This is a genomic window from Archaeoglobus profundus DSM 5631, from assembly GCF_000025285.1.
Lineage (GTDB): Archaea > Halobacteriota > Archaeoglobi > Archaeoglobales > Archaeoglobaceae > Archaeoglobus_B > Archaeoglobus_B profundus.
Genome location: NC_013741.1, coordinates 367,602 through 389,022, shown reverse-complemented (window position 1 = coordinate 389,022; position 21,421 = coordinate 367,602). Strand labels below are relative to the sequence as shown.

Sequence of the window (21,421 nt, the reverse complement as noted above, 5' to 3'; positions counted from 1 at the left end):
AATAGATTGTTTATTAATTTTTCGAATCTAAATAACATGGATTGGTCAAAATACAGCTTTGTCATTAGAGCTAAAAACCGGAAAGCTGTTCTATTATGTTTATCTAATCCAAAAACTCCTGCTCAAATTGCTAAGGAGCTTAATTTAAGCTTACCTCACGTAAGTAGGGCTTTAAAGGAACTTGAAAAAGAGGGTTTAATTGAGTGTTTAACACCAAATGAAAAAGTTGGAAGAGTTTACAAGAGAACTATGATTGGAGAGGAAATTGCTAACTTTATAAAAAAGATTTGTTAAAAAATCCATGCTAGAAATTGTTTCTTAAAGACTAGATATCCTTTCAATTTCCTCTGCTAAGGTTTTTAATCTTTCAGAAATTTCTCTAGTTTCTTTAGCGAATTTTTGTAGTTCTGGAGGAGCAATTCCTATGAATAGTTCTCTTAGGTGTTTATAGATTATTTCATAGATTTCTCTTGCATTATTTGTAGAAGCTTTTTCACCTAATTCAATTACGATAAATCCATCTGCTAAAGCAGTTTGTCTTGCTGGATCTGTTAATCTTTTAGCTACGAATATTTTAAGATGAGGAATTTGAATTAAGTGCTGAGTTCTTCCAAATTCTTCATCTATTGTTGATCTATCTATTTTCTGTCCCAATTCTTACATGATGCATAGACATAAAATCCAGCATTCTTAATTAATTTCATTCCCCATACATCTACTTCTATCTTCCCTCCTCCCCTTGCATCTAATTTCTTATTAGTCTCAACTTTAAACCCTAAATCCTCTAATACATCCCTAACTATACTCTCTAATATTTCTCTTGTCAGAGCCTTTCCCTCATATTCCTTACCTAATTTCTCTTTTTCTTCCCTTTCAATCTTTTCTTCTCCTTCAACTTCTTCTGTCTCTTCAGGTGGAGCTAATCTCTCTATAAACTCATCTTTAAGAAATGGTGCTTGGATTATGTCTGCACCACTAATTCCAAAAACTACAATTCCCGACTCTATTAAGGCTTTAGCGATTTCATCAATTTTATCTTTCTTACATTGTAAGTTTGTACAGTATCTTTCAAAGTCTTTACTAATTGCTAAATACTTACTTGCCTTACTTGCTATTGAATAAATGTGTACACTACCAATTTTGGTCATTAATATTCTCTTATAAACACCAGCTTTTACATCTTTAAGAAATAACCTAATATATAATCCCTAATTTCTTCGTTAATAGCCTCTCTCTTAAAGTATCTGTAGCAAGCTCTTCTGAATTTTTCGTAATACTTTATTTCTATTTCATCTAAGAAACTTTTATCTAAAAATAACTTTTCATATTCGTATTCATTTAATAGCTTCATAAAATCTCTTACTGCTTCAGAAGCTTCGAGTATATCCCTTCCTGTTAAAAACTTTTGAATTTCCAGTCTAACATCATCTACTATCGGTGGGCTTGGTCTTACTTCCTTATCCCACCAACCGTGGGTAAATCGGGATCTTAATAAAGCTAAATAAACACCAAAAGCTTTAGCATCTGTATCAATTAATTTTTCATTGAACCAATATGGAACAGTCATGATTATGAGTTTAAATATATCGTTATAAACATTTCCAAGATACGAGATACAGATATGCAAATGCAACAGTTAATGAAACTTATTAAGTTGCATAGATAAATCAAGCAACTTATAGGGAATATATCCTCTCTCTACATTATACTTTTAAATTTCTAAGTTGAACTAACAATGATGGAATGGACAGAAGAGAAGATAATCGAATACATTAATCAAGGATGGACATTGAGTTATGATAAAACTAATCAGAAGTATAAATTACAGAAGAGGATAAATGGCAGAGTTAAATCTTACACTCTTCCTAAGAGATTCAATGAATTTTGTAAGAGGTTGAAAGAGGAGTTTAAGTATCTTCCAATCTTTGAGGATATAGAGAAAGAATACTCGATTACGAAGGTAATGGAGAGACATAATCTTGATGAAATTGAAATTTACGACGTATTATGGAAATACGTTGAATGGAAGCTTAATAAGAGGGAGGGATTGAAGGAATTGCTTTATGATATTCTTTGTAAGTTTAAAGCAATTGAAGAAATTGAAGATAGATTAAATAAAGCTTCAAGAATGGTAAGAACAGGATTTGGATTTGCTGAATTAAGTTTTCAATGTCCTAATTGCTTGGAAAATTCCAAGCTGAGATATGATAAATCAATGGGGAAATGGGTTTGTTCTAACTGTGGAGAGATACCGTTCTAAGATACAATTTTCCATACTTGTATCTCATGATATTATTCTTCAACTCTAATATTAAAAATTTTAACTCATTTCTATATCGTTTATAGCTAAATTTCTCAGCTATTAGCAAATTTTATTAGATGTATCATAGATGTAATCTTATGAAAGTTCATAAAGAGAAATATGAAAAATGTGTAGAAATGTTAAGGCAAGGATACTCTTACAGACAAATAGCTAAGAAGCTAAAGCTATCAATATCTCAGATTAATCAAATTGCTAAAGATTTAGAAATAATGGTTGATTTAGAAGTTAATAAGAGGAAACTGAAAGAATTAGAGAATAAGATTAATGAATTGGAAGAATATAAAGCTAAATTAGAGAAGGAAATAAAAGAGAAAGAGAAGCTAATAGATGAAATAGTAGAAGTTGCTAAGCTTAAGAAAGAAGCTATAGGAACTCTTAAACTGTTCGATAAAGCTTTCCAATCAATCCTGTCAAATCCGTACATCCATTACTTAGCTTTATCAGATGATAATTTTAGAGACTTAATAGTTAAAGCTAATAAAATTCATGAAGCTGTTAAAAAGTTATAGTTAACTTAGTTAATTAACCGAGTTGAAGATATAGTTTTATTAACATTATCAGATAAAATTTCTGATTAGATGTATCGTGTAGACTGAATGCTAATAGAAGTTATAGACACTGTTTCCTCCTATATTCTCATAATATTCTTGAAAAGAAGTTAAGAATAGCTTTAAACACACATTGAAATTAGACATCTTCGATACATGATAATGTCGTTTCAGTTTCATTCTCATTCCCATGTATCTTAGTTACTCCGTAGTTGTAGAATCAGTATTTTTGACATACGCCATAGCATATCAATAATGTGTGCAGGAGTCGTGAATACTTGAAGTAACAAGTTTCTTGCACATTGAGGTATTTATAAAAATAAAATTATTTTAATCTTAAATTCCATCCTCTTTCAGATTCAATTATTATTCCACTCTCCTTAAGCCTCTTTAGTCGATCATAAATAGTTCTCCTCGAATAAAGATCTGATAATTCTTCAACGATTTCCTCTGATTTAGCAGGAAGTAATCTAAGAATTCGATAAATACATTCATCTCCCTTGATAGGATTAAAGAAGAAAGGAGTAAACGAGATAATTTTCCTAATGTCTTCTTCTATTACTATATCTCTATCATTAATCCAAGCATTAGCTTTAGCTAATTGTTGTAAATTCCATCTTAACCTAAATCCAGTAGTAGATCCTATAGAATCTTTAAATGCAAATACAATTGGATCTAATTTATCAGCTTCCTCTTTAGGAAGCTTAATTTCAATTTCATCATCAGGAATGTTTAGATTTTTCTTCATGAATGGAGATCTCTCCTCTTTAATCTCCTCGTGTATTCTTAACAGATCTTCTTTAGTATACTCGAAGTAGAAAGGCAGAATCCTGCTCCAAAATCCAAATTTTTTAAGTCTGTTCTCCCTCTCCTTGATAACTTCTTCGGGACATGCTAGAATGACACCACATCTTACTCTGTCTCCTATAATTTCAGCATCGAATTGAATGTTGAAAGTGTATACAGCACTAACTCCTTCCTCTATTATCACGTTGAGAAGAGATAGTATTTCATTTGTTACCTTCCAACTTCTATTTAAAATTTTTAATAAATCAGGAAATATTAAGCATTTAACTCTTTTCGAAGAGATTTCTGGAAGTATAAACCTACTTAAACCGAAAGATGTTACATCTGAAATAATTTTTACTCCCTTACATCCTGCAAATTGAAGTAGAGCTTCAGTTTTACCGTATTCTGGAGGGGCAAAGATTCCTAAGCTTACAGGCTTAGGCTTTATCCATGCTGAAATTATTGCAAGTTCCACGATATCCTCAAGAGGTTTCAAGCCTATTGCCATGAAACCACCTCAAAAAATTGAAAGAGAAGTGTTAAAGCCTTTAAAGCCATATCTCCTCATAGCTCTGATTTTGGGGAGATGAAGTATTTGTCCTCTCTGATCTTTACGGCTAATCCTTCCTCTGTCAGTACATCTAAAGCTTTTCTTGCGGTCTCCTCGTTTGTATTGTATCGATCCATTACTTCTTTAACGGTGATGGCTTTTTCCTCTTTTATATCCTCCTTTAGTCTTTCTGCGATTTCCTGAGGATGATAAACTTGTATATCAGAATCTCTTTCTTCTCTTCTTTTTTCTCCCTCTCTGCTTTTCAAGCAATCGCAGTCCTTGCTATGAATGATTCTCGTAAGAACTTGTCCTTTATTTCCTCCTTTAGTTTTTACGATGCATTTGTGAATTCCTGCCCTAAACTTATCATATATCTGTGCTAATTGCCAAAACTCGGAGAACATTCTTGGCTTTACTCTTATGCCATTTTCGTCCTCTCTGTAATCCCCTACACTTACTCTCCTTTGCATCCATTCGGAATTAATCTCTTTTCCATTTTCTCTGAGTATTCTAAGATTGTAAATGCATGCAGGATATTCTCCTCCATTTCTACTTCTGAATTTCTTAATTATAGGAAATCTTTGCAAGTCTATTTCGACCTCATATATCTTATCCGCTTCGAATTTGAAGAATCTTAGAGGTTCTTCAAGTTCAATCATTACATTTTCAATCTTTATCTTTTTCATCTCTTATCACCCCTTTTCGGAATAAAGATATAGGATTTGCTAGTTTTCATAACTTCGACTTCTCCCTCAAGAGCTAATTCAAGAAGAATTGCTCTTGCTGTCGTCCATGAGATACCGAATTCTCTAGCCACATCGTTTACTGAAAAGGGTTGTGTCTGTTTTTTTGCAAACTCTCTCACATTTTTTCTAATCTCTTCAATTTCACGAGTTCTTACAGCCACTTTCACATCACCTCAATTGGACTTTCTTGCAAAAGTCTTAAGTAACTAACTAATGTTAATTAGTTAGTTACTTAGTTAGGTGGTTTAAATGATAAAAAGGAGGTCAGAAATAGCTGAAGAAAGAGTGCTTGAAATCTTAAGCAAGTACCCAGAAGGATTAGGGTTTAACGAGCTGTATAGACTTTATAAAGAAAGAGAAGGGGAAAACGCTGTTTCAAACTTGACGTTTTCAAATGTTATTAGAAAGTTAAAGGAAAAAGGAAAAATAGTGATTAAAGAGGAAGGTTGGACAAAAGGAAAAAAGAAAACAATAAAGCTAAAGGATGCAGGTAAATTTATAGCTAGTAAATTGTCAGAGATAAGAGCATTCAAAAAAGCATTTGATATGTTCTTAGAGAATCGTGTTTCTAGATTAAAGAGCGAATTAGAATCCTTGGAACCTTTTGAAGGATTAATAATACTGAATGAAATAGAGTTCGGGAAGAGTTACATTGCACATAAGCTTGACTTATTGAGAAAAGAGATTATAAGCTCAGAATTATCAGAAGATTTCAAGAAAGATTTAATTTTCGAGACTTTTGAAGTCGAAAAAGAAATAGAAAGTGATTTTATTAATAAAATTAGAAGGATTGAACCCCTTTACGATTTTTACAGAGCGTATTTAAAGACTTTGCAGGAATGCATTGAAGAGTTTAAAAAGGATCCATTGGAGACGATTGAAAAATTTGAGACGATTTTTGAGAAGAATTTATTGCAAGTAAACAAGGAACTATACAAACTTTTCAAACACGAACAAGAAGAAAGAAGAAAAAAGATAGCTCTTAGAAGTAAGTATACTGAAGAGGAACATAAAAAGAAGCTCGAAGAGCTTGTAAGAACGATAGAAGAGAATCCTGAAGGGTTTGCTAAAGGGTTTGGTGAATTTCTTGAAGATCTATTTGAATTTATTCATCAAGCCGAAGAAGTTGGGAAATTAACAGAGGATGTTGCAATAGCACTCGATCCTTACTCTTCTCTCGAGAGATTAAAGTTCTTCAAGTCTAAGATTGAATCTGAAATTGAGAGCTTGATTAAAGAAGCTAAAGAAGAGGTGATCGAGAAATGAAATTAGTTGGTAGATCTATTATTGGAAAGAAGAAAGCAAAAGAAGGATTTGAATATCCTATTGTTAGATTTCCTCTAGAATACAAAGAAATAATTGGAAAAGGAGCTAAGATTTATGAAATTGATAAAAATAAATTCTTGATTTCAGTAGATGAAAGTGAGTTGGACAACAAGTTGGACAACTCTATAGAATTTGTTGGAGTTGATAAAAATCTATTACAGAAAGCTAAAGAACTGGAAGTTGATATTAGCTCATTTATCAATGAGAAATTAAGAGAACTTTTAGAGAATTTAAATTTAAGCCAGGGCCCGGATTTGAACCGGGGTCAGGGGATCTGCAGTCCCCCGCATGGCCCCTCTGCCACCCTGGCCTATTTCTTTATTCCCTTAGGCAGTATTTAAGAGTTTTGGAAAACAAATTAAATGAAAGATAATGATGGTAAATACAAATAAATATGTATGGTATTGTATGTAAAAGTGTTTTTCGAGCAATAAGTTTTTTTATTCTATACTACCATCTCGTAGTGGTGATGCCCATGCACAAGGAGGAAATGGTCTTACTGCATCTGGCTCTTTTTAATGTCAAGAGGTTCTTTGAAAACGCCGGTGTTGCAAACGGACACTTCAAGTTGTATGACGAATTGGGTGTACACCCAGTACACATCCACAAGAGCAAAGCAGATCATAAAAGAGCGATACTTCTTTTGTGTAAAGGAATATACGAGATATTTAAGGACAAGCATGCAAGCGAGCTCTTGAACAACCCTAAGATAAGGGAGCTTCTTGAGTCGATTGAGTCAGATCTAAAACCATGAGGTAAGCATCTTCACCATCTTGATAGTAGTTTGGGATTACGTCAACAATCTTGAAACCCATTTTTTTATACAAATTCTGAGCAGGGTAGTTTGATACCCTAACTTCAAGTATTATCTTCTTTTTTCCCCTCTCTTTGCACCTTTCTATGGCCGTGGAGAGTAATTTGGTACCAATTCCTTTCCTTCTGAACTCCTTCTTAACGGCTAAAGATACTATCTTGGATGTTTCCCTGTCTATATCCATCACTGCTATGTAACCAACAACTTTCCCACCTATATCCGCAACGAGTAAGTCGCTACCGTAAGTCACGTAAATGTACACGTCATAAACAGGGTTTCGCGGAGAAAAAGCCTCTCCATCTATTTCCATTATATCTCTAAAGTCCTTTACGCTGTACTCCCTTATTACCACACCCAACACAAAACGTTATAATACTTTTCAAGATTAAAAACTTGTGTTGCAGATAGCAGATTACATATCCAAGCGTTACAGCGGGAAGTTGGTTGAAGTAGGTATAGGTTACAACTGGATCGTAGCTCTAAAATTAAAAGAAAACGGCTTTAGAGTAGTTGCGACTGATATAAGGCATATTCCCATTAAGGATATTGAGTTTTACATCGATGACATAACCACACCAAGACTTGAGATTTATTCAAATTCAAGCCTCATATACTCTATAAGACCTCCACCGGAGATAGTTCCGCATATACTTAGAGTAGCTAAAGAAGTCAAAGCGGACGTTCTGATAAGGCCTTTCGGAAACGAGTTCTACAGCGGTAAGCTGATAAACTACAGGGGTGAAAGGTTCTACGTCTGGAGGGATGGGATTGAAACTTAAAAGGATACTCAAGAAATTGGCTTGTCTGATTTTGCCACCTCTACTGTATGCTTCTCTGGTGTACTCAGTTCTCAACGTATTTGGTTACTACTTGGCGGGATTTCTGATTGCATACTTCATACCGCCAGCCGGTAAGGAGAGCATAATACCTCTGATGATATCATACCTGAAAGATTACGGAGCGTTTGCAGTCGTAATAACTATACTGCTCATAACAGCAACTGATGCATTCACAGCCTTCTTCATCATCTGGAACTTTGACATAGTTCTAATGATTCCAAAGATTGGTAAACTCATTTTCAAACTCGAAGAGAAAGCTAGGAAGTTCGTAGAGGAATACGATTTGGCGAGGAGCACTTATTTAGGTCTCTTCATATTCGTTTTCATACCATTTCAGGGAACTGGAAGCTCCACCGCAAGCATTATCGGGAGATTGCTTGGCTTAGATAATTTGAAGCTATTTCTTACAGTTGTCAGCGCCTCTTTTACAAGTTCCCTCTTCATAGCATTGGTTTCCATTTATCTAACGAGTTATTTCAGGGACTGTTCAGTTCTAGTAATAATAGGCTTCATACTCATCTTGGGAGTTGTTGCGAGATCGATAAGAAAATATCGTGTATACCAGAGAGTACTCCATGAGGCTCAGAGACGTGTTCGTGAAGGCGTTGAAGGAGTTGGGAATAGATTGCATATCAACAGAGATAAAAAGGATAACAGAAAGTGACGATCCTCTTCAATCAATGGCCTATCACGTCATAATGGGTAAAGCTCAAGTTTGCAGGGGTTTGAAAGGAAAAGTTTTCAACTTAAATCAAGAATGCGAGAACCCAGCTTATGTAGGCAAATGCGACGATCCAATTTTAACGAGAAACGATCTACTTGAAAAGGCGAAGGATTTTCCTTTTATTGTCATAGACTGCTCGTTCTATGATTTTCACACAGAAAAGGAGAAGAAGAAGCTCAAGCTTCAGATTCAGCAATGCTTGGGAGTTATAAGAAAGTTCATGTGGGATGAAAGGTTGGTAATAACTCACAAGGATTTTGGAGTTGGAGTGTTTTATCCTTCAACGGCGAAATTTATCAAAGAAATGGGTTTGAAAGATATCATTTTGCTTGATCCGAATGGAGATGAAGTTTTTGAAGGACAAAGAGCGGAGTGCTATATAATTGGAGGTATAGTAGATAAAACGGGAAACAAGAGAGGATGGACTTCAAAGATCGGCGAAAATTTGAGGAGGGAAGGCATCAGTTTCAGATCGATGAGAATAGAACTCAGAGGAGACGTCATAGGAGTTCCCGATAGACTTAACACAATAGTCGAGATAGTTTTGAGAGTTGTTTTAGATGGAGAGGATGTTGAAAAGGCTGTAAGGTCTGTTCAATCTCATCTCGTAGCCAAGTGGAGGCTCAGAAGGGAATTGCCCAAGAGGACGATTAGAATAGACGTAAACGGTAAGCCCTTCAGAGTCGTGAGGAAGTCGGAGATAAAGAGCTTTGATTGGCTCAATATAAGACCAAAAGATTTCTATGAGGCTTGTAGCGAGCTAGGTTATCTCGTTATCGATGATGAGTGGCTCGAAAGGATTTTGAGGAACTCGACGTTCGATGAATCTAAAAATAGGTATATCTTCAAAGGATTTAACTGAGTTGCGGGGTGATCCTGTGAGACTTTACAATACCTTAACTAAGGAGATGGAAGAGTTGAAGCTGGATAAGACTGTGAGAATGTACGTATGTGGAATAACTGCTTACGATTACTCGCATATAGGTCACGCGAGGACTTTCGTATTTTTCGACGTTCTGAGGAGGTATTTGGAGTATGAGGGGCATGAGGTCATCTACGTCCAGAACTTTACCGATGTAGACGATAAAATAGTAAGAAGGGCTGTGAATGAGGGTAAAACGCAAAAAGAGATTGCTGAGAAATTTATTTCAGAATTTCTCAAAGATATGTCCGCTTTGAACGTGAAGATGCCCGATTACATGCCAAAGGTTACGGATCACATTCAGGATATAGTTCAAGCGGTTCAAAAGCTGATAGAGCTCGGATACGCTTACGAGGTTGAGAATGAGCATGGGAAGGATGTTTACTTCCATGTTCCAGCTTTCGAGAGCTACGGAAAGCTCTCTGGTATGAGCTTAGAAGAGTTGAACAGGCACAGGATAGAGCCCAACCCCAAAAAGAGAGACGTAAAGGATTTCGCCCTTTGGAAGTCAGCGAAGGAAGATGATTTCAAGGCTAAAGCGGTATTTGATTCCCCTTGGGGTTACGGGAGACCGGGATGGCACATAGAATGTAGTGTGATGTCGGCAAAATATTTGGGAGTACCCTTCGACATTCATGGAGGAGGTAAGGACTTGATTTTCCCCCATCATGAAAATGAAAGGGCACAGAGCTATGCATTATTCGGTGTTGAGCCTGTGAGGTATTGGATTCACTGCGACTTCGTAATGATCAAAGGGGAGAAGATGAGCAAGAGTTTAGGAAATATAGTCAAGATAAGGGATGTTTTGAACGTTTACGGAGGAGAAGTGCTGAGATACTTCCTCCTCACTGCATTTTACAGAAGTCCGCTCGATTACAGCGAGAAGTCACTTGAGAGAGCTAAGAACTCCTACAACTACCTCAAAAACACGCTCATCAACTTGGACATGGAGATTTCGGCATTGAAGTCGTACGGTGAAGATAGGAAGGATATGGGATTTGATCCGAGTAGCTTTTTAAAGGAATTTGAGAGCGCTATGGACATCATGAACACCCCTAAGGCTCTAGCAGTCTTCCATTCCTTCGCAAAGGCTATCAACAAGAATCTCTACGATATGAGCTTAAAAGAGCTTGAAAGCTGTTTTGAAACTTTTATGACATTCTCGAAGGTCTTGGGATTGTTCGAAAACTATGAAAGAATCCCTACACTTCCCAAAGAGCTTATAGAGCTTGTTAAGGAGAGAGAAGTCGCAAGAAAGGAGAAAGATTTCGAGAGAGCGGACAAGATTAGAGAAAAACTGAGAGAGAAGGGAATAATGCTTATAGACACACCTAAGGGAACAAGATGGCTTACGAAACATTTTTAAAACGATTTCTAAATATCAAAGCAGAAAGCACTCTCACATTCTAACCAAATTTTTTGGGGGTGATGAGCATGAAGGTGTGGCTGATAGGTGCTTATGGTATAGTCTCCACCACGGCGATGGTAGGAGCAAAAGCCTTGGAGAGAGGAATAGTCGACAAAACTGGGTTGGTATCAGAGTTACCACCGTTCAAGAAGATTTCGGAGTACGTTCCTCTTAAGTTTGAGTTCGGTGGACACGACATAAGGCCCCTTCCCACAGCTTACGATGCCATAATGGAGCATTGGGAGTCAAACAGACACTTCGACAGGGAAATTCTCGACGCTGTTGGAGATGAGCTTAAGAAGATAAAGGCTTGCAAGGGAACAGCTCTAAACTGCGGAGAAGGTATAAGGGAACTTGGAAGGGTAGAGACGCTTGAAGATGAGGGACTTACTTTGAGGGAGATTGTAGACAGAATCGAGAAAGATATCAAGGGTTTTGCAGATGATGAAACTGTTGTGATAAATGTCGCTTCAACTGAGCCCCTTCCAAAGTTCAGCGAGAAGTATCACACGACTATAGAAGGATTTGAAGAGATGCTCGATAACGATGTCAAGGAATACGCCACAGCGAGCATGCTCTACGCATATGTAGCCTTGAAGCTTGGATTGCCTTACGGAAACTTCACACCAAGTGTTGGATCAAGTTTACCAGCTCTGAAGCAGTTGGCTGAGGAGAAGGGAGTTCCTCATGCAGGAAACGACGGTAAAACTGGTGAAACACTTGTTAAAACAACCTTGGCTCCGATGTTCGCATACAGAAATCTGAAGATTTTGGGATGGATGAGCTACAACATCTTGGGTGACTACGACGGAAAGGTGTTAAGCCACAGAGAGAATAAGGAGAGCAAAGTGATAAGTAAGGATAAGGTACTTGAGAAGATAATGGGATACTCACCGTACACAATAACAGAAATCGAATACTTCCCAAGCTTAGTTGATAATAAGACAGCATTCGACTTCATTCACTTCCAAGGGTTCCTAGGCACTAAGATGAAGTTCTACTTCATATGGGATGGCATAGATGCGATTGTCGCAGCACCTCTAATTTTGGACATAGCAAGATTCCTGCTGTTTGCCAAGAAGAAGGGTATAAGCGGAGTCGTCAAGGAAATGGCCTTCTTCTTCAAGAGCCCAATGGAGACGGATGTCATAAACACACACGAACAGTTCGTGATGTTGAAGGATTGGTTTGAAAAACTTGCGGAAGTTTGATTTTAATTTTTTAACTTCAAAAAGGCTTAAATATCTTCGTACGTTTGGAGCATCATCAAACGAATTCTTCGAATTCTGGTGATCAGAATGTTAGGGGAAATACAGGATAAGGTGTATAAAGGAACAACTACGGTCGGACTAGTCTGCAAAGACGGAGTAGTACTTGCCACAGAGAAGAGAGCTACTATGGGCAATTTCATAGCGAGTAGGAGAGCTAAGAAGATTTACAGGATTGCAGACAGGGTTGCAATGACAACTGCTGGTGCTGTTGGTGATGCGCAGTTCCTAGCTAGACTGATATCCGTTGAGATAAAGCTCTACGAGATCAGGAAAGAGGAGAAACCTACTGTTAAGGCCATAGCTACACTACTATCCAACATACTGAACTCCGTTAGATGGTTCCCGTATTTCGTACAACTTCTAGTTGGTGGTGTAGACAAGAGAGGACCGAGCATATATTCAATAGACCTCCTGGGTGGCGCTATTGAGGAAATAGACATTGTGGCAACCGGTTCGGGAAGTCCAACAGCTTACGGTGTCCTTGAAGACAGGTACACGCCAGAAATAACCGTGGATGACGGAGTCGAACTAGCTGTAAGAGCAATATACTCCGCAATGAGGAGAGACTCTGCATCAGGCGACGGTATAGATGTAGTTAAGATAACAAAAGATGGTTACTTCGAACTCAGCAAAGAAGAGGTCGATAAGATACTGAGCAGCTTGAGAAGAGCATGATGGACAAGATTAAGGAGATAAAGCAAAAGGTAATAGAGTCTCTGCCCAAGAAAGTTAAGGTAAAGGATGTAGAATTTGAAGGCCCATTTCTAGTAGTTTATGTCAAAAATCCACAAGAGCTTGCTAACGCCGATATCGTAAAAAAGCTGGCAAAGGATTTGAGGAAGAGAATCATCATAAGAGCCGATCCCAAGAGCTTAAAGCCTAAGGAGGAAGCTGAAAAGATAATCAGACAGATTGTACCGGAGGATGCCAAGATTACGAGCATATTCTTTGATGAAGAGTACTGTGAAGTTATAATAGAGGCTGAGAAGCCGGGTGTAGTCATTGGTAAGGGTGGTTCGACATTTAGAAAGATTCTAAAGGAGACGGGCTGGAGTCCTAGAGTAGTTAGAACTCCGCCATTAAAATCTAAAACAATAGAAAGCATAAGGAGCTATCTTTTAAGCGTCAGAGAAGAAAGAAAGGAAATTCTGAAGAGAATAGGAGAGAGCATAAACCGTCCAATCTTACATGCAGATAAGTGGGTAAGAGTGACGTTCTTGGGGGGAGCGAGGGAAGTAGGTAGGAGTTGCTACCTCCTGCAAACTCCAAATAGCAAGATACTGGTTGAATGTGGAATAAACGTCAGTGGAAACCAACCTCCCTACCTCTACATCCCAGAAATCCAGCCGTTAGACAGCATAGATGCCGTTGTAATTACACATGCACACCTCGACCATTGCGGTCTAGTTCCAGTCTTGTTCAAGTACGGCTACAGAGGCCCAGTTTACCTAACACCACCTACCCGAGATCTTATGGTTCTGTTGCAACTCGACTTCATAGAAGTTGCGAGCAGAGAAGGGACTACAATACCTTACGAGTCTCACTGGATAAGAACGGCCTTAAAGCACTGTATAACGCTTGATTATGGTGTCGTAACGGACATAGCACCCGACGTCAGACTGACATTCTACAACGCTGGACACATCTTAGGTTCAGCAATAGCCCATTTCCACATAGGTGAGGGACTGTACAACATAGCATTCACAGGAGACTTCAAATTTGAGAGGACTAGGCTATTCGATAAAGCAGAGACAAACTTCCCAAGGCTTGAAGCTCTTATAATGGAGGCAACATACGGAGGCAGCCAAGACTTCCAACCTTCGAGAAAGGAGGCTGAAGAGAATTTAATCAGGATTGTTAACGAGACAATAAGTAAGGGTGGTAAGGTTCTCATCCCAGCCTTTGCAGTTGGTAGGAGTCAGGAAGTAATGATAGTTCTTGAAGAGGCTATAAGAACGAAGAAGATAGATGAAGTTCCAGTCTACATCGATGGAATGATATACGAGGCTACAGCTATCCATACAGCCTATCCAGAATATCTAAACGCACATCTGAGGGATTTGATATTCCATCAGGGTATAAATCCATTTATAAGCGAGAGCTTCGTGAGAGTTGATTCTCCTTCGAAGAGGCAGGAAGTCATCGACTCATCGGAGCCTTGCGTGATAATCTCCACATCAGGTATGCTCAACGGAGGTCCAGTCATGGAATACTTTAGGGCTCTGGCTGGTGATGAAAAGAACACTATCGTGTTTGTCGGTTATCAGGCTGAGGGAACTTTGGGTAGGAGGATTCAGAAGGGTTGGAAAGAAGTGCCTTTCACGGTCGATGGAAGGAGAGAGGTAGTCAAGGTGAACATGCGAGTTGAAACTGTTGATGGTTTCTCTGGACACTCAGACAGAAGGCAGCTAATGAACTACGTCAAAGCGCTGAGCGATAAGCCTGAAAAGATAATTACCGTGCACGGTGAAGAAAGTAAATGCATAGACTTGGCATCGAGCATCTACAAGACATACAAGATCGAAACTAGAGCTCCGATGAACTTGGAAACTATAAGGTTCATCTGAAAAAAAAGCGTTATATTTGAGCGTGCAAATCATTCTAAGTGAAAGTTCTGTGTGTAGTCGGAAAATCAAACTCTGGAAAGACTGCACTGATAGAAGGTGTTGTACCCATTCTGAAGAAAAAAGGCTTGGTAGTTCTGGTTATTAAGCATGCGAAGGAGTTCGATATTGATAGGGAAGGAAAGGACTCTTGGAGGATTTTTAGGAGTGGAGCAGATGTCGTAATAACCTCTAAGGAAAAGACTGCTTTCATAGGTAGGATTCCAGATGATCTCGATACACTTATCGAAATTTTCAAGGACAAGTACGATTTGATACTAACAGAAGGTTTCAGTAGCTCGAATTATCCAAAGATTGTGGTTCTTAAAGACGGAGAGGATTTAAGAAGTTATACAAATGTGATTGCTGTCGTTGCCGATTTCAATGTCGATTTCCAACCCAAATTCAGGAGGGACGATTACGAGAATATAGCAAACTTCATGATCAGCTGGATCAAATCCGCCTGCCCCTCACCCTTCTGATGTCGAACTTAGCCTTTTCACTTACGTGCATAACTGCTAGAGTTCCGGCCATGACAGGATCACTTACAACCAGATCACTGACCTTTGGAACACTACCGAGCATGTTCAGAGATATCACTGGAATACCACATCTCCTAAGCATCTTCACCTCATCCGCAATCTTACCGCCCATCAAACCACCGGCCAAAACTAAAGCTTTAGCTCTGTGCAATCTTGAAACGGCATTCACAGCTTCAGCCAATTCGATTTCACCAACTATGGGCATCGTATCGACACTAATTCTTTCCCCTCTCAAGTTGTGTCTGTCCGCTTCGCTAATCGCACCCAACGCCACTTGAGAAACCAAAGCACCACCGCCAAATATTATAACTCTCTTACCAAATATGTCCTTGAACGGTTTTACTTCTTCAACACTCAAAACGGTCGGAATCTCCTTGATCTCTTTGAGCATACTCTCGAAATCACCACCTTCAACTTCAAAATATATCATGGCTTTACCCTTGTACTCTCCATCTTCGAGTATAAACGTCTGGGAATACGTTATGTTTCCATTGTAATTTGCTATGACCGTCGTAACATCCCTAAGAACACCGATTTCGTTCTTGGCTATTATCTGTATAGCCCTGAGCATCTCACAAGTGTTTCATTGAAGTATTTTAAGACTTGTCCATCAAAATGGTTAGTTCATATAAGATGTTTTAGATCGAGTCGAACTTTAGGATAACCTAATATACCGCACAGCCCATTAGCACTCATGAGAGTTGCAGTCTCTACTATAAGCGGTGGTTTGGATGACAAGGTCTCTGAAGTTTTTGGAAGGGCTGTGAGCTTCACGATAGTAGATGTTGAAGATGGAGAAATTAAGAGTGTTGAAGTTGTTAGAAACGATTTCGCTGTGAGAGGTGGAGGTGCGGGAGTTGCGGTTTCTCAGTTTTTGGTCGATAAAGGAGTCAATGCGGTTATAACTGGAAACGTCGGTCCCAACGCTTTGGGAGTTCTAAGTTCGGCCGGGATCAAGGTTTACAGAGGGAGTGGACTGACAGTGAAAGAGGCTATTGAAAAGCTAATCAGGGGAGAGCTTGAGGAGATTACATCTCCATCCCAGCCAAAGATGGGAAGGTGGAGAAGAGGGGGAGGAAGGGGTCAATGGTAAAGATTGCGATTGCGAGTGGTAAGGGAGGGACGGGAAAAACGACCCTTGCAGTAAATTTGGCATACTTCAACGGTGTAGACCTCTTCGATTTGGATGTTGAGGAACCGAACTGCCACCTTTTCATCAAAGGTGAAAAGAGGGAAGAAATTGTTTGCAGAAAGGTTCCATCAATAGATGAAAGCAGGTGCGACTATTGCGGGATCTGCAGAGACGTATGTGAATTTCATGCTATAGTCGTTCTAAAGGACAAAATATACGTTATGCCAGAGCTCTGTCACAGCTGCGGAGCTTGCAGCTACTTTTGTTCTAAAAGAGCGATTGAAGAAGTCGAGATACCCATAGGAAAGATCGTTGAGGTGAATTCCAAAATAAAACTGACCTACGGCATTTTGAATGTCGGAGAGACTACTCCAGTTCCGATCATAAAGCAGGTCAAAAAAAAGATTAAAGGCGATGCAATTATAGATTGCCCGCCCGGGACATCCTGCCCTATGGTTGAAAGTGTTAGAGATGCTGATTACTGCATTCTCGTTTGTGAGCCAACTCCCTTCAGCTTGCACGATCTCAAATTAGCCATGAGCGTTCTGGACAAGCTTGAGGTTTCCTACGGTGTTGTAATAAACAAGCACGGATTACCCTTCAACATTGAAGACAAGATCGATGCGGATATAATTGGCAGAATACCGTTCAGCAAGCGTATTGCGGAGAGCTATTCCAGGGGAGAGCTTTTGCACGACTATGCTGATCTGTTTAGAGAGATCTACGAGGTGATTAAATGCAGATTGCAGTAGTTAGTGGAAAGGGTGGAACTGGAAAAACTACGGTCACATCGGTGTTTGCAACCCTTTGCAAGGGAGTTATAGCCGATTGTGATGTCGATGCTCCAAACTTGCACATTCTTCTAAAGCCGAGGATTTTGGAGGAAATTCCGTTTAAAGGTATGAAGAAGGCTAGGATAATTCAAGATAAGTGTGAAAGATGTGGGTTATGCATGGATCTATGCAGGTTTGACGCAATTTACGTCGAGAACGATTCCTACAAGGTTGACATTGTGAGGTGCGAAGGCTGTGCTTTCTGCTTCAGAGCTTGTCCGAACAAAGCGATTGAAATGGTCTCTGAAGAGAGGGGTAAGATCTTTGTGTCCGAAACTGAGTACGGACCTTTTGTTCACGCTTTGCTTGAGCCCGGTGAAGAGAACAGCGGTTTGCTTGTGCACGAGGTGAAAGCTAAGGCAGAGAAGGTTGCTGAAGAGAAAGGCTTAGACTTGATTTTGGTTGATGGGGCACCGGGAATAGGCTGTCCGGTAATTGCGAGCTTATCGAAGGTTGATAAAGCGGTTGTAGTTACGGAACCTACTCTTTCGGGCTTAAACGATATGGAGAGAGTTTTAAAGCTAATAAGACACTTCAGAATAGAGCCCTACATTATCATAAACAAATTCAACTTGAACTTGGATGTCAGCAATAAAATTGAGAGATTCTGCAAGTCTGAGAAAATTCCTATAGTTGCAAAAGTTCCTTTCTACGAGGATATACCGAAGGCAATTGCAAATCTACAAATACCGATTAAGGATGAAATCGTGGAAGCTTGGGAGAACATATGGAGGTGATAGCATGCAGGAGTACGAGGAAGTTAAGGAGAAGATGAAATTCAATCATGAGGAAGTCAAAAAGAAGTTCATGGAAGGTATCGATCAACTGGCTAAGAGGATGAAAAAAGTCAAAACCAAGCTGGCTGTAATGAGCGGCAAGGGTGGGGTTGGAAAAAGTACCGTAGCTGGTCTCTTAGCAGTTCACTATGGGAAAAAAGGATACAAGACGGGAATCATGGACTGCGACTTCTGGGGTTCGAGTATTCCGAAGATATTCGGAGTTGAGAACAAACGTCCAGTTGTTAGAGAGGATGGAATTGAACCAGTTCATACGGACAAGTGGGGAATCGCTGTAATGTCGATTCAGTTCTTCTTACCATCGCCTGAAAGCCCGTTAGCTTGGAGAGGCCCGTTGGTGAGTGGAGTAATAAGAGACATGCTTGCAAAAACGGAGTGGGGCGAGTTGGACTACTTAATATTTGATCTACCCCCTGGAACGGGTGATGTACCTTTAACAGTTCTGCAAGAAGTTAGACCGAATGGAGTTATTCTGGTCGCCACTCCTCAGGAGCTCACAGCTACGATAGTTGAAAAGTCTCTCAAGTTGGCTCAAGAGTTGAACACTGCAATAGTGGGGTTGGTTGAAAACATGAGCTACTATGAATGCCCGCAGTGTGGGCACAAGGAGTATTTGTTCGGCAAGGGTAGGGCTGCAGAGATGGCGAGCAAGTATCGCATAGACTTCTTCTTGGAACTGCCAATAGACCCAGCTTTGACGAGGTTGTGTGACAGTGGAAAGATCGAGCTATACGAGATCGATCCATTCGAATTTTTCCTTATCTAACTTTTGTCCTCAAGTTTTTCTTTTGCATTCCTTGTACGTATAGATAATCCTGTGCAAAGCTGTTAAGTGTGAGAGAATACCTACTATGAGGACTATCGATTCGAGAATGCTTGGAAAGGCCAAACCAATCATAATTAAAATCAGCCTCTCTCCCCTTTCTGCAATCCCGACATCACATTTTGGTATTATCTTCTCAGCCCTAGCTCTTGTGTAGCTCACCATCAAAGCGCCACTTAGAGCAAAGACCGCTAAAACCCAACCGACTTGAAATCCCAAAGCGAAGAATATAGCTATATCAACATACCTGTCCAAGACGGAATCAAGAAATCCTCCAAACTCTGTAATCATCCCCTTATCTCTGGCCAAGGCTCCATCTAGAGCATCCATAAGAGAGCTAAGAATTAGGAGAATTACGGAAACTGTGTAATTTCCCAAGTAAATCTCGTAGGCACAGAGAAAGCCTAGAAGCAACCCTAAAATTGTCAAATGGTTTGGCTTAATACCGATTTTGGCTAATATGTTTGTAATAGGTTTCAGAAGCTCGGTTGTTCTGCCTTTAATAGCACTCAGCATTATCTCAAAACCCTACCTCTGTAATGACCAGTTATTGGGCATCCCAAGCAAATCTTACCCCAATAGTCGCATTCACTACAATAGGATTTGCACGGTGCGACTTTATCTCTTTTAAAGCCTACGTTAAGCGGAATTATTGTACTCTTTTCAGTCCTGACTATTATTCCTACATCGACATCGTAAACGTCCGGATTCGGCCTCACATGCTTATCTACTATCGCCTCAAGCGTTGGAAGATCTTCACCGACAAACATCAGTATCAGGTTTCTGTTTCCAGCAACTACAAATCCATTGAGAAAGAAAGGGCAGTCTCTTAGGGTGTCGAGAATCTCATCGGGATTTTTGCACTTCACATCTACTTTCAGTATGTACATGCGCGAGTTCTTTAAATTCACTCCATAAGTGTGATCTATTATTCCAAGCTCTTTCAGCTTCTTTATCCTGCCTCCCACAGAGGGCTGGGAAAGACCGACAAGTTTGGCTACCTCAGTTTGAGAGATCTTAGGATTTTCCTGAAGTATTTTTATAATCAATCTATCCTTCTCGTCAAGCTCTAAAACCTTCATTCAAACAGTCTCAGCACGAATATATTATAAGCTTTTCTTTATTCCGTACCATACAACTCTTGACTTGGTATAGAATCCTTTCAACTCTCTTAAGACATCCCCATTGAGGGCAAAGACGCCTTTGCCCAACATTATCATGCTTGCCAGTCCTCCACAGCTTTCAACTGCCTCAATTGCATCCAGTATATCGTCATCCGCAAAGCCGCACCTTAGCGTAAATTCCTTGGAAACTTCAAACAGGTAACTTATCGAAGGTCTTTTCAAGAACTTCTTTAAACATTCAACGCCAATCTTGTAAACCTCCTTCAAGTTTCCTTCAAGTATTTCACTCGTTTTAAGCTCACCCATAACGAGAAAATCCATTTCCACATCCCAGAGGAATCTGTCAACACTGCATATAGAAGGGGCGCTAGCATTCTTCCTTACAACGAATCCACCGTGACACTGCGTTGTCACATCGCCCAGTCCCGTTCTATTTAAAACCTCAGCTTCATGTGCCAGATCAGCAATTTGAAACAAGGATAGATTCAAACCGAGCTTTTCGTTAACTTCAAGTGCACTTGCTAAAGCTGTTGCACCACTCAAGCCAAATCCACATCCTAAAGGAAGATCAGATTTTATTTCAGCTCCTCCCTCATATCCAAGCTTGCTCAAAACGTATTCGAGAGTTGGTAACCTTATTTTCTTACCGTTAAATGTTGTTTTTTCAGCTAGTCTTACCTCAACACCTCTATCTATTGTAAATCCGACTCCTATAGATCCAGAGTTCTTAGGATCATCTATCACTGGTGCGAAAAAGCACGTTACACTCGCTGAGACGAACATAGTTCCAATACATTCCGCATTGTTTTTAAAAGGAACAATATCTCCTCATCGTTCAAATCCCTATCAAGTGAATCGTAGAATAGCTCCAGAAGGTCTGCCAGTTTACCTTTAACCATGTCCTTAAAGCTCTCAAAACCCCTCTCCTTTGCAATCGAATCAAGTAAAGCTTTTGCAAGTACGAGAGATTCTCTTTTCATTCCACATGAGTAATAATCTAAGAGTTCGTCCAGTTTATCTTCGTAACCAGTTTTGAGAAGCTTAGCTCTGTAGCGATCTTCTTTCTCAATAATTATTCCGTATGGCCTTAGCCAAGGTTTTATGGCCTCAACTTCCCAGTCCTCTATTAAGCTTCCAAACCTTTCAAAAACTTCGTTAAGCACTTTCACAATTTCTTCTGGAGTCTTAACATCCAACCTTCTATAATCCGAGCAAGCACAGAATGTCCTTACCTCAAACAATCCTTCAGGAACCTTTCTAAGAACAAAGTCGCTTACAACTTTCAAAGCCTTGTCGCCAATCAT

Annotated in this window: 29 protein-coding genes and 1 tRNA gene; 17 read left to right on the top strand and 13 right to left on the bottom strand. The window is 39.4% G+C overall.

From position 1 onward, the window contains the following. The first annotated feature begins 36 nt into the window (after positions 1-36). Entirely contained in the window at positions 37-294 is a 258-nt protein-coding gene (locus ARCPR_RS02305) for a winged helix-turn-helix domain-containing protein (protein WP_012939860.1), read from the top strand. A gap of 24 nt (positions 295-318) precedes the next feature. Here ARCPR_RS02305 and ARCPR_RS02300 read toward each other — a convergent pair whose 3' ends face one another. The 3 genes from ARCPR_RS02300 to ARCPR_RS02290 are packed head-to-tail and all read right to left on the bottom strand — an operon-like array spanning position 319 to position 1,567. Further along, the gene (locus ARCPR_RS02300) at positions 319-654 is read right to left on the bottom strand and encodes a hypothetical protein (RefSeq protein ID WP_012939859.1); all 336 of its coding nucleotides are present in this window, start codon (positions 652-654) and stop codon (positions 319-321) included. After that, positions 639-1,148, bottom strand: a complete 510-nt coding sequence (locus ARCPR_RS02295; RefSeq protein WP_012939858.1) for a hypothetical protein — start codon at positions 1,146-1,148, stop codon at positions 639-641. Before ARCPR_RS02295 ends, ARCPR_RS02300 begins: the two co-directional genes overlap by 16 nt. Before the next feature lie 26 nt (positions 1,149-1,174). Beyond that, the gene (locus ARCPR_RS02290) at positions 1,175-1,567 is read right to left on the bottom strand and encodes a hypothetical protein (RefSeq protein ID WP_012939857.1); all 393 of its coding nucleotides are present in this window, start codon (positions 1,565-1,567) and stop codon (positions 1,175-1,177) included. 171 nt (positions 1,568-1,738) lie between these two features. Here ARCPR_RS02290 and ARCPR_RS02285 point away from each other — a divergent pair, with 171 nt between their 5' ends. After that, a complete protein-coding gene (locus ARCPR_RS02285; RefSeq protein WP_148208659.1) occupies positions 1,739-2,260 on the top strand; it encodes a hypothetical protein in 522 nt (173 codons plus the stop codon). Between the two features lie 140 nt (positions 2,261-2,400). Next, on the top strand, positions 2,401-2,832 hold the full coding sequence (locus ARCPR_RS02280; RefSeq protein WP_012939855.1) for a Trp family transcriptional regulator: 432 nt from the start codon (positions 2,401-2,403) through the stop codon (positions 2,830-2,832). Between the two features lie 364 nt (positions 2,833-3,196). Here ARCPR_RS02280 and ARCPR_RS02275 read toward each other — a convergent pair whose 3' ends face one another. The 3 genes from ARCPR_RS02275 to ARCPR_RS02265 are packed head-to-tail and all read right to left on the bottom strand — an operon-like array spanning position 3,197 to position 5,126. Continuing rightward, positions 3,197-4,168: an HTH domain-containing protein gene (locus ARCPR_RS02275; protein WP_012939854.1), complete on the bottom strand. Its 972-nt coding sequence runs from the start codon at positions 4,166-4,168 to the stop codon at positions 3,197-3,199. 56 nt (positions 4,169-4,224) lie between these two features. After that, positions 4,225-4,899 (bottom strand): GntR family transcriptional regulator, encoded by a 675-nt coding sequence (locus tag ARCPR_RS02270; protein WP_012939853.1) that lies wholly within the window; start codon positions 4,897-4,899, stop codon positions 4,225-4,227. Then, positions 4,896-5,126, bottom strand: coding sequence for a response regulator (locus tag ARCPR_RS02265; protein ID WP_048084326.1), 231 nt, complete (start codon positions 5,124-5,126; stop codon positions 4,896-4,898). The genes ARCPR_RS02270 and ARCPR_RS02265 overlap by 4 nt, the downstream gene beginning before the upstream one ends. Positions 5,127-5,208: 82 nt before the next feature. Between ARCPR_RS02265 and ARCPR_RS02260 the strand changes: the two genes are divergently transcribed. Then, positions 5,209-6,225 (top strand): hypothetical protein, encoded by a 1,017-nt coding sequence (locus ARCPR_RS02260; protein ID WP_048084324.1) that lies wholly within the window; start codon positions 5,209-5,211, stop codon positions 6,223-6,225. Positions 6,226-6,524: 299 nt separating this feature from the next. Here the strand turns inward: ARCPR_RS02260 and ARCPR_RS02255 are convergent. After that, positions 6,525-6,595 (bottom strand) — tRNA-Cys (locus ARCPR_RS02255). Positions 6,596-6,760: 165 nt separating this feature from the next. Between ARCPR_RS02255 and ARCPR_RS02250 the strand changes: the two genes are divergently transcribed. Further along, the gene (locus ARCPR_RS02250) at positions 6,761-7,039 is read left to right on the top strand and encodes a UPF0058 family protein (RefSeq protein ID WP_012939851.1); all 279 of its coding nucleotides are present in this window, start codon (positions 6,761-6,763) and stop codon (positions 7,037-7,039) included. Here ARCPR_RS02250 and rimI read toward each other — a convergent pair. Further along, positions 6,990-7,460 carry a ribosomal protein S18-alanine N-acetyltransferase gene (gene rimI, locus ARCPR_RS02245; RefSeq protein WP_148208657.1) on the bottom strand — a complete coding sequence of 157 codons (471 nt, stop codon included), beginning with the start codon at positions 7,458-7,460 and terminating at the stop codon, positions 6,990-6,992. The two genes, ARCPR_RS02250 and rimI, sit on opposite strands and share 50 nt — an antisense overlap. 34 nt (positions 7,461-7,494) lie before the next feature. Between rimI and ARCPR_RS02240 the strand changes: the two genes are divergently transcribed. From ARCPR_RS02240 to mobB, 8 genes are all read left to right on the top strand, one after another. Beyond that, positions 7,495-7,878 (top strand): UPF0146 family protein, encoded by a 384-nt coding sequence (locus ARCPR_RS02240; RefSeq protein ID WP_012939849.1) that lies wholly within the window; start codon positions 7,495-7,497, stop codon positions 7,876-7,878. After that, a complete protein-coding gene (locus ARCPR_RS09280) occupies positions 7,838-8,602 on the top strand; it encodes a small multi-drug export protein (protein ID WP_187286418.1) in 765 nt (254 codons plus the stop codon). Before ARCPR_RS02240 ends, ARCPR_RS09280 begins: the two co-directional genes overlap by 41 nt. Further along, positions 8,535-9,524 (top strand): tRNA (guanine-N1)-methyltransferase, encoded by a 990-nt coding sequence (locus tag ARCPR_RS02230; RefSeq protein ID WP_245526148.1) that lies wholly within the window; start codon positions 8,535-8,537, stop codon positions 9,522-9,524. The genes ARCPR_RS09280 and ARCPR_RS02230 overlap by 68 nt, the downstream gene beginning before the upstream one ends. A gap of 16 nt (positions 9,525-9,540) precedes the next feature. Next, positions 9,541-10,950 (top strand): cysteine--tRNA ligase, encoded by a 1,410-nt coding sequence (cysS, locus tag ARCPR_RS02225; protein ID WP_048084708.1) that lies wholly within the window; start codon positions 9,541-9,543, stop codon positions 10,948-10,950. A gap of 68 nt (positions 10,951-11,018) precedes the next feature. Further along, entirely contained in the window at positions 11,019-12,203 is a 1,185-nt protein-coding gene (locus ARCPR_RS02220; protein WP_012939846.1) for an inositol-3-phosphate synthase, read from the top strand. Positions 12,204-12,290: 87 nt separating this feature from the next. Beyond that, on the top strand, positions 12,291-12,938 hold the full coding sequence (gene psmB / locus ARCPR_RS02215; protein ID WP_012939845.1) for an archaeal proteasome endopeptidase complex subunit beta: 648 nt from the start codon (positions 12,291-12,293) through the stop codon (positions 12,936-12,938). Continuing rightward, on the top strand, positions 12,935-14,830 hold the full coding sequence (locus ARCPR_RS02210; RefSeq protein WP_012939844.1) for a beta-CASP ribonuclease aCPSF1: 1,896 nt from the start codon (positions 12,935-12,937) through the stop codon (positions 14,828-14,830). The genes psmB and ARCPR_RS02210 overlap by 4 nt, the downstream gene beginning before the upstream one ends. Before the next feature lie 38 nt (positions 14,831-14,868). Next, entirely contained in the window at positions 14,869-15,348 is a 480-nt protein-coding gene (mobB, locus tag ARCPR_RS02205) for a molybdopterin-guanine dinucleotide biosynthesis protein B (RefSeq protein WP_012939843.1), read from the top strand. Here the strand turns inward: mobB and ARCPR_RS02200 are convergent. Further along, positions 15,320-15,979 carry a DUF5612 domain-containing protein gene (locus ARCPR_RS02200; RefSeq protein WP_012939842.1) on the bottom strand — a complete coding sequence of 220 codons (660 nt, stop codon included), beginning with the start codon at positions 15,977-15,979 and terminating at the stop codon, positions 15,320-15,322. The genes mobB and ARCPR_RS02200 overlap by 29 nt on opposite strands. Positions 15,980-16,102: 123 nt before the next feature. On the opposite strand from ARCPR_RS02200, the gene ARCPR_RS02195 reads away from it, so the two are divergent. The 4 genes from ARCPR_RS02195 to ARCPR_RS02180 are packed head-to-tail and all read left to right on the top strand — an operon-like array spanning position 16,103 to position 18,936. Continuing rightward, on the top strand, positions 16,103-16,501 hold the full coding sequence (locus ARCPR_RS02195; RefSeq protein ID WP_012939841.1) for a NifB/NifX family molybdenum-iron cluster-binding protein: 399 nt from the start codon (positions 16,103-16,105) through the stop codon (positions 16,499-16,501). Further along, positions 16,468-17,292: a nucleotide-binding protein gene (locus ARCPR_RS02190; protein ID WP_245526146.1), complete on the top strand. Its 825-nt coding sequence runs from the start codon at positions 16,468-16,470 to the stop codon at positions 17,290-17,292. Before ARCPR_RS02195 ends, ARCPR_RS02190 begins: the two co-directional genes overlap by 34 nt. Next, positions 17,277-18,110, top strand: a complete 834-nt coding sequence (locus ARCPR_RS02185; RefSeq protein ID WP_012939839.1) for an ATP-binding protein — start codon at positions 17,277-17,279, stop codon at positions 18,108-18,110. Before ARCPR_RS02190 ends, ARCPR_RS02185 begins: the two co-directional genes overlap by 16 nt. A 4-nt stretch (positions 18,111-18,114) precedes the next feature. Continuing rightward, on the top strand, positions 18,115-18,936 hold the full coding sequence (locus tag ARCPR_RS02180; protein ID WP_012939838.1) for an Mrp/NBP35 family ATP-binding protein: 822 nt from the start codon (positions 18,115-18,117) through the stop codon (positions 18,934-18,936). A gap of 9 nt (positions 18,937-18,945) precedes the next feature. Here ARCPR_RS02180 and pgsA read toward each other — a convergent pair whose 3' ends face one another. From pgsA to ARCPR_RS02160, 4 genes are read right to left on the bottom strand one after another with little or no spacing between them, the layout of a single operon-like run. Then, entirely contained in the window at positions 18,946-19,509 is a 564-nt protein-coding gene (gene pgsA, locus ARCPR_RS02175; protein ID WP_012939837.1) for an archaetidylinositol phosphate synthase, read from the bottom strand. Continuing rightward, positions 19,509-20,075, bottom strand: a complete 567-nt coding sequence (locus ARCPR_RS02170; RefSeq protein WP_012939836.1) for an Lrp/AsnC family transcriptional regulator — start codon at positions 20,073-20,075, stop codon at positions 19,509-19,511. Before ARCPR_RS02170 ends, pgsA begins: the two co-directional genes overlap by 1 nt. Positions 20,076-20,099: 24 nt before the next feature. Then, positions 20,100-20,900, bottom strand: a complete 801-nt coding sequence (locus ARCPR_RS02165) for a pantoate kinase (RefSeq protein ID WP_012939835.1) — start codon at positions 20,898-20,900, stop codon at positions 20,100-20,102. After that, positions 20,879-21,421 carry a hypothetical protein gene (locus tag ARCPR_RS02160; protein ID WP_012939834.1) on the bottom strand — a complete coding sequence of 181 codons (543 nt, stop codon included), beginning with the start codon at positions 21,419-21,421 and terminating at the stop codon, positions 20,879-20,881. Before ARCPR_RS02160 ends, ARCPR_RS02165 begins: the two co-directional genes overlap by 22 nt.

Coding starts and splice junctions, on each gene's coding strand:
- ARCPR_RS02305 (WP_012939860.1), top strand. CDS start 37: ATGGATTGGTCAAAATACAGCTTTGTCATTAGAGCTAAAAACCGGAAA.
- ARCPR_RS02295 (WP_012939858.1), bottom strand. CDS start 1,148: ATGACCAAAATTGGTAGTGTACACATTTATTCAATAGCAAGTAAGGCA.
- ARCPR_RS02290 (WP_012939857.1), bottom strand. CDS start 1,567: ATGACTGTTCCATATTGGTTCAATGAAAAATTAATTGATACAGATGCT.
- ARCPR_RS02285 (WP_148208659.1), top strand. CDS start 1,739: ATGGAATGGACAGAAGAGAAGATAATCGAATACATTAATCAAGGATGG.
- ARCPR_RS02280 (WP_012939855.1), top strand. CDS start 2,401: ATGAAAGTTCATAAAGAGAAATATGAAAAATGTGTAGAAATGTTAAGG.
- ARCPR_RS02275 (WP_012939854.1), bottom strand. CDS start 4,168: ATGGCAATAGGCTTGAAACCTCTTGAGGATATCGTGGAACTTGCAATA.
- ARCPR_RS02270 (WP_012939853.1), bottom strand. CDS start 4,899: ATGAAAAAGATAAAGATTGAAAATGTAATGATTGAACTTGAAGAACCT.
- ARCPR_RS02260 (WP_048084324.1), top strand. CDS start 5,209: ATGATAAAAAGGAGGTCAGAAATAGCTGAAGAAAGAGTGCTTGAAATC.
- ARCPR_RS02250 (WP_012939851.1), top strand. CDS start 6,761: ATGCACAAGGAGGAAATGGTCTTACTGCATCTGGCTCTTTTTAATGTC.
- ARCPR_RS02220 (WP_012939846.1), top strand. CDS start 11,019: ATGAAGGTGTGGCTGATAGGTGCTTATGGTATAGTCTCCACCACGGCG.
- psmB (WP_012939845.1), top strand. CDS start 12,291: ATGTTAGGGGAAATACAGGATAAGGTGTATAAAGGAACAACTACGGTC.
- ARCPR_RS02210 (WP_012939844.1), top strand. CDS start 12,935: ATGATGGACAAGATTAAGGAGATAAAGCAAAAGGTAATAGAGTCTCTG.
- ARCPR_RS02200 (WP_012939842.1), bottom strand. CDS start 15,979: ATGCTCAGGGCTATACAGATAATAGCCAAGAACGAAATCGGTGTTCTT.
- ARCPR_RS02195 (WP_012939841.1), top strand. CDS start 16,103: ATGAGAGTTGCAGTCTCTACTATAAGCGGTGGTTTGGATGACAAGGTC.
- ARCPR_RS02185 (WP_012939839.1), top strand. CDS start 17,277: ATGCAGATTGCAGTAGTTAGTGGAAAGGGTGGAACTGGAAAAACTACG.
- ARCPR_RS02180 (WP_012939838.1), top strand. CDS start 18,115: ATGCAGGAGTACGAGGAAGTTAAGGAGAAGATGAAATTCAATCATGAG.
- pgsA (WP_012939837.1), bottom strand. CDS start 19,509: ATGCTGAGTGCTATTAAAGGCAGAACAACCGAGCTTCTGAAACCTATT.
- ARCPR_RS02170 (WP_012939836.1), bottom strand. CDS start 20,075: ATGAAGGTTTTAGAGCTTGACGAGAAGGATAGATTGATTATAAAAATA.
- ARCPR_RS02165 (WP_012939835.1), bottom strand. CDS start 20,900: ATGTTCGTCTCAGCGAGTGTAACGTGCTTTTTCGCACCAGTGATAGAT.
- ARCPR_RS02160 (WP_012939834.1), bottom strand. CDS start 21,421: ATGATTGGCGACAAGGCTTTGAAAGTTGTAAGCGACTTTGTTCTTAGA.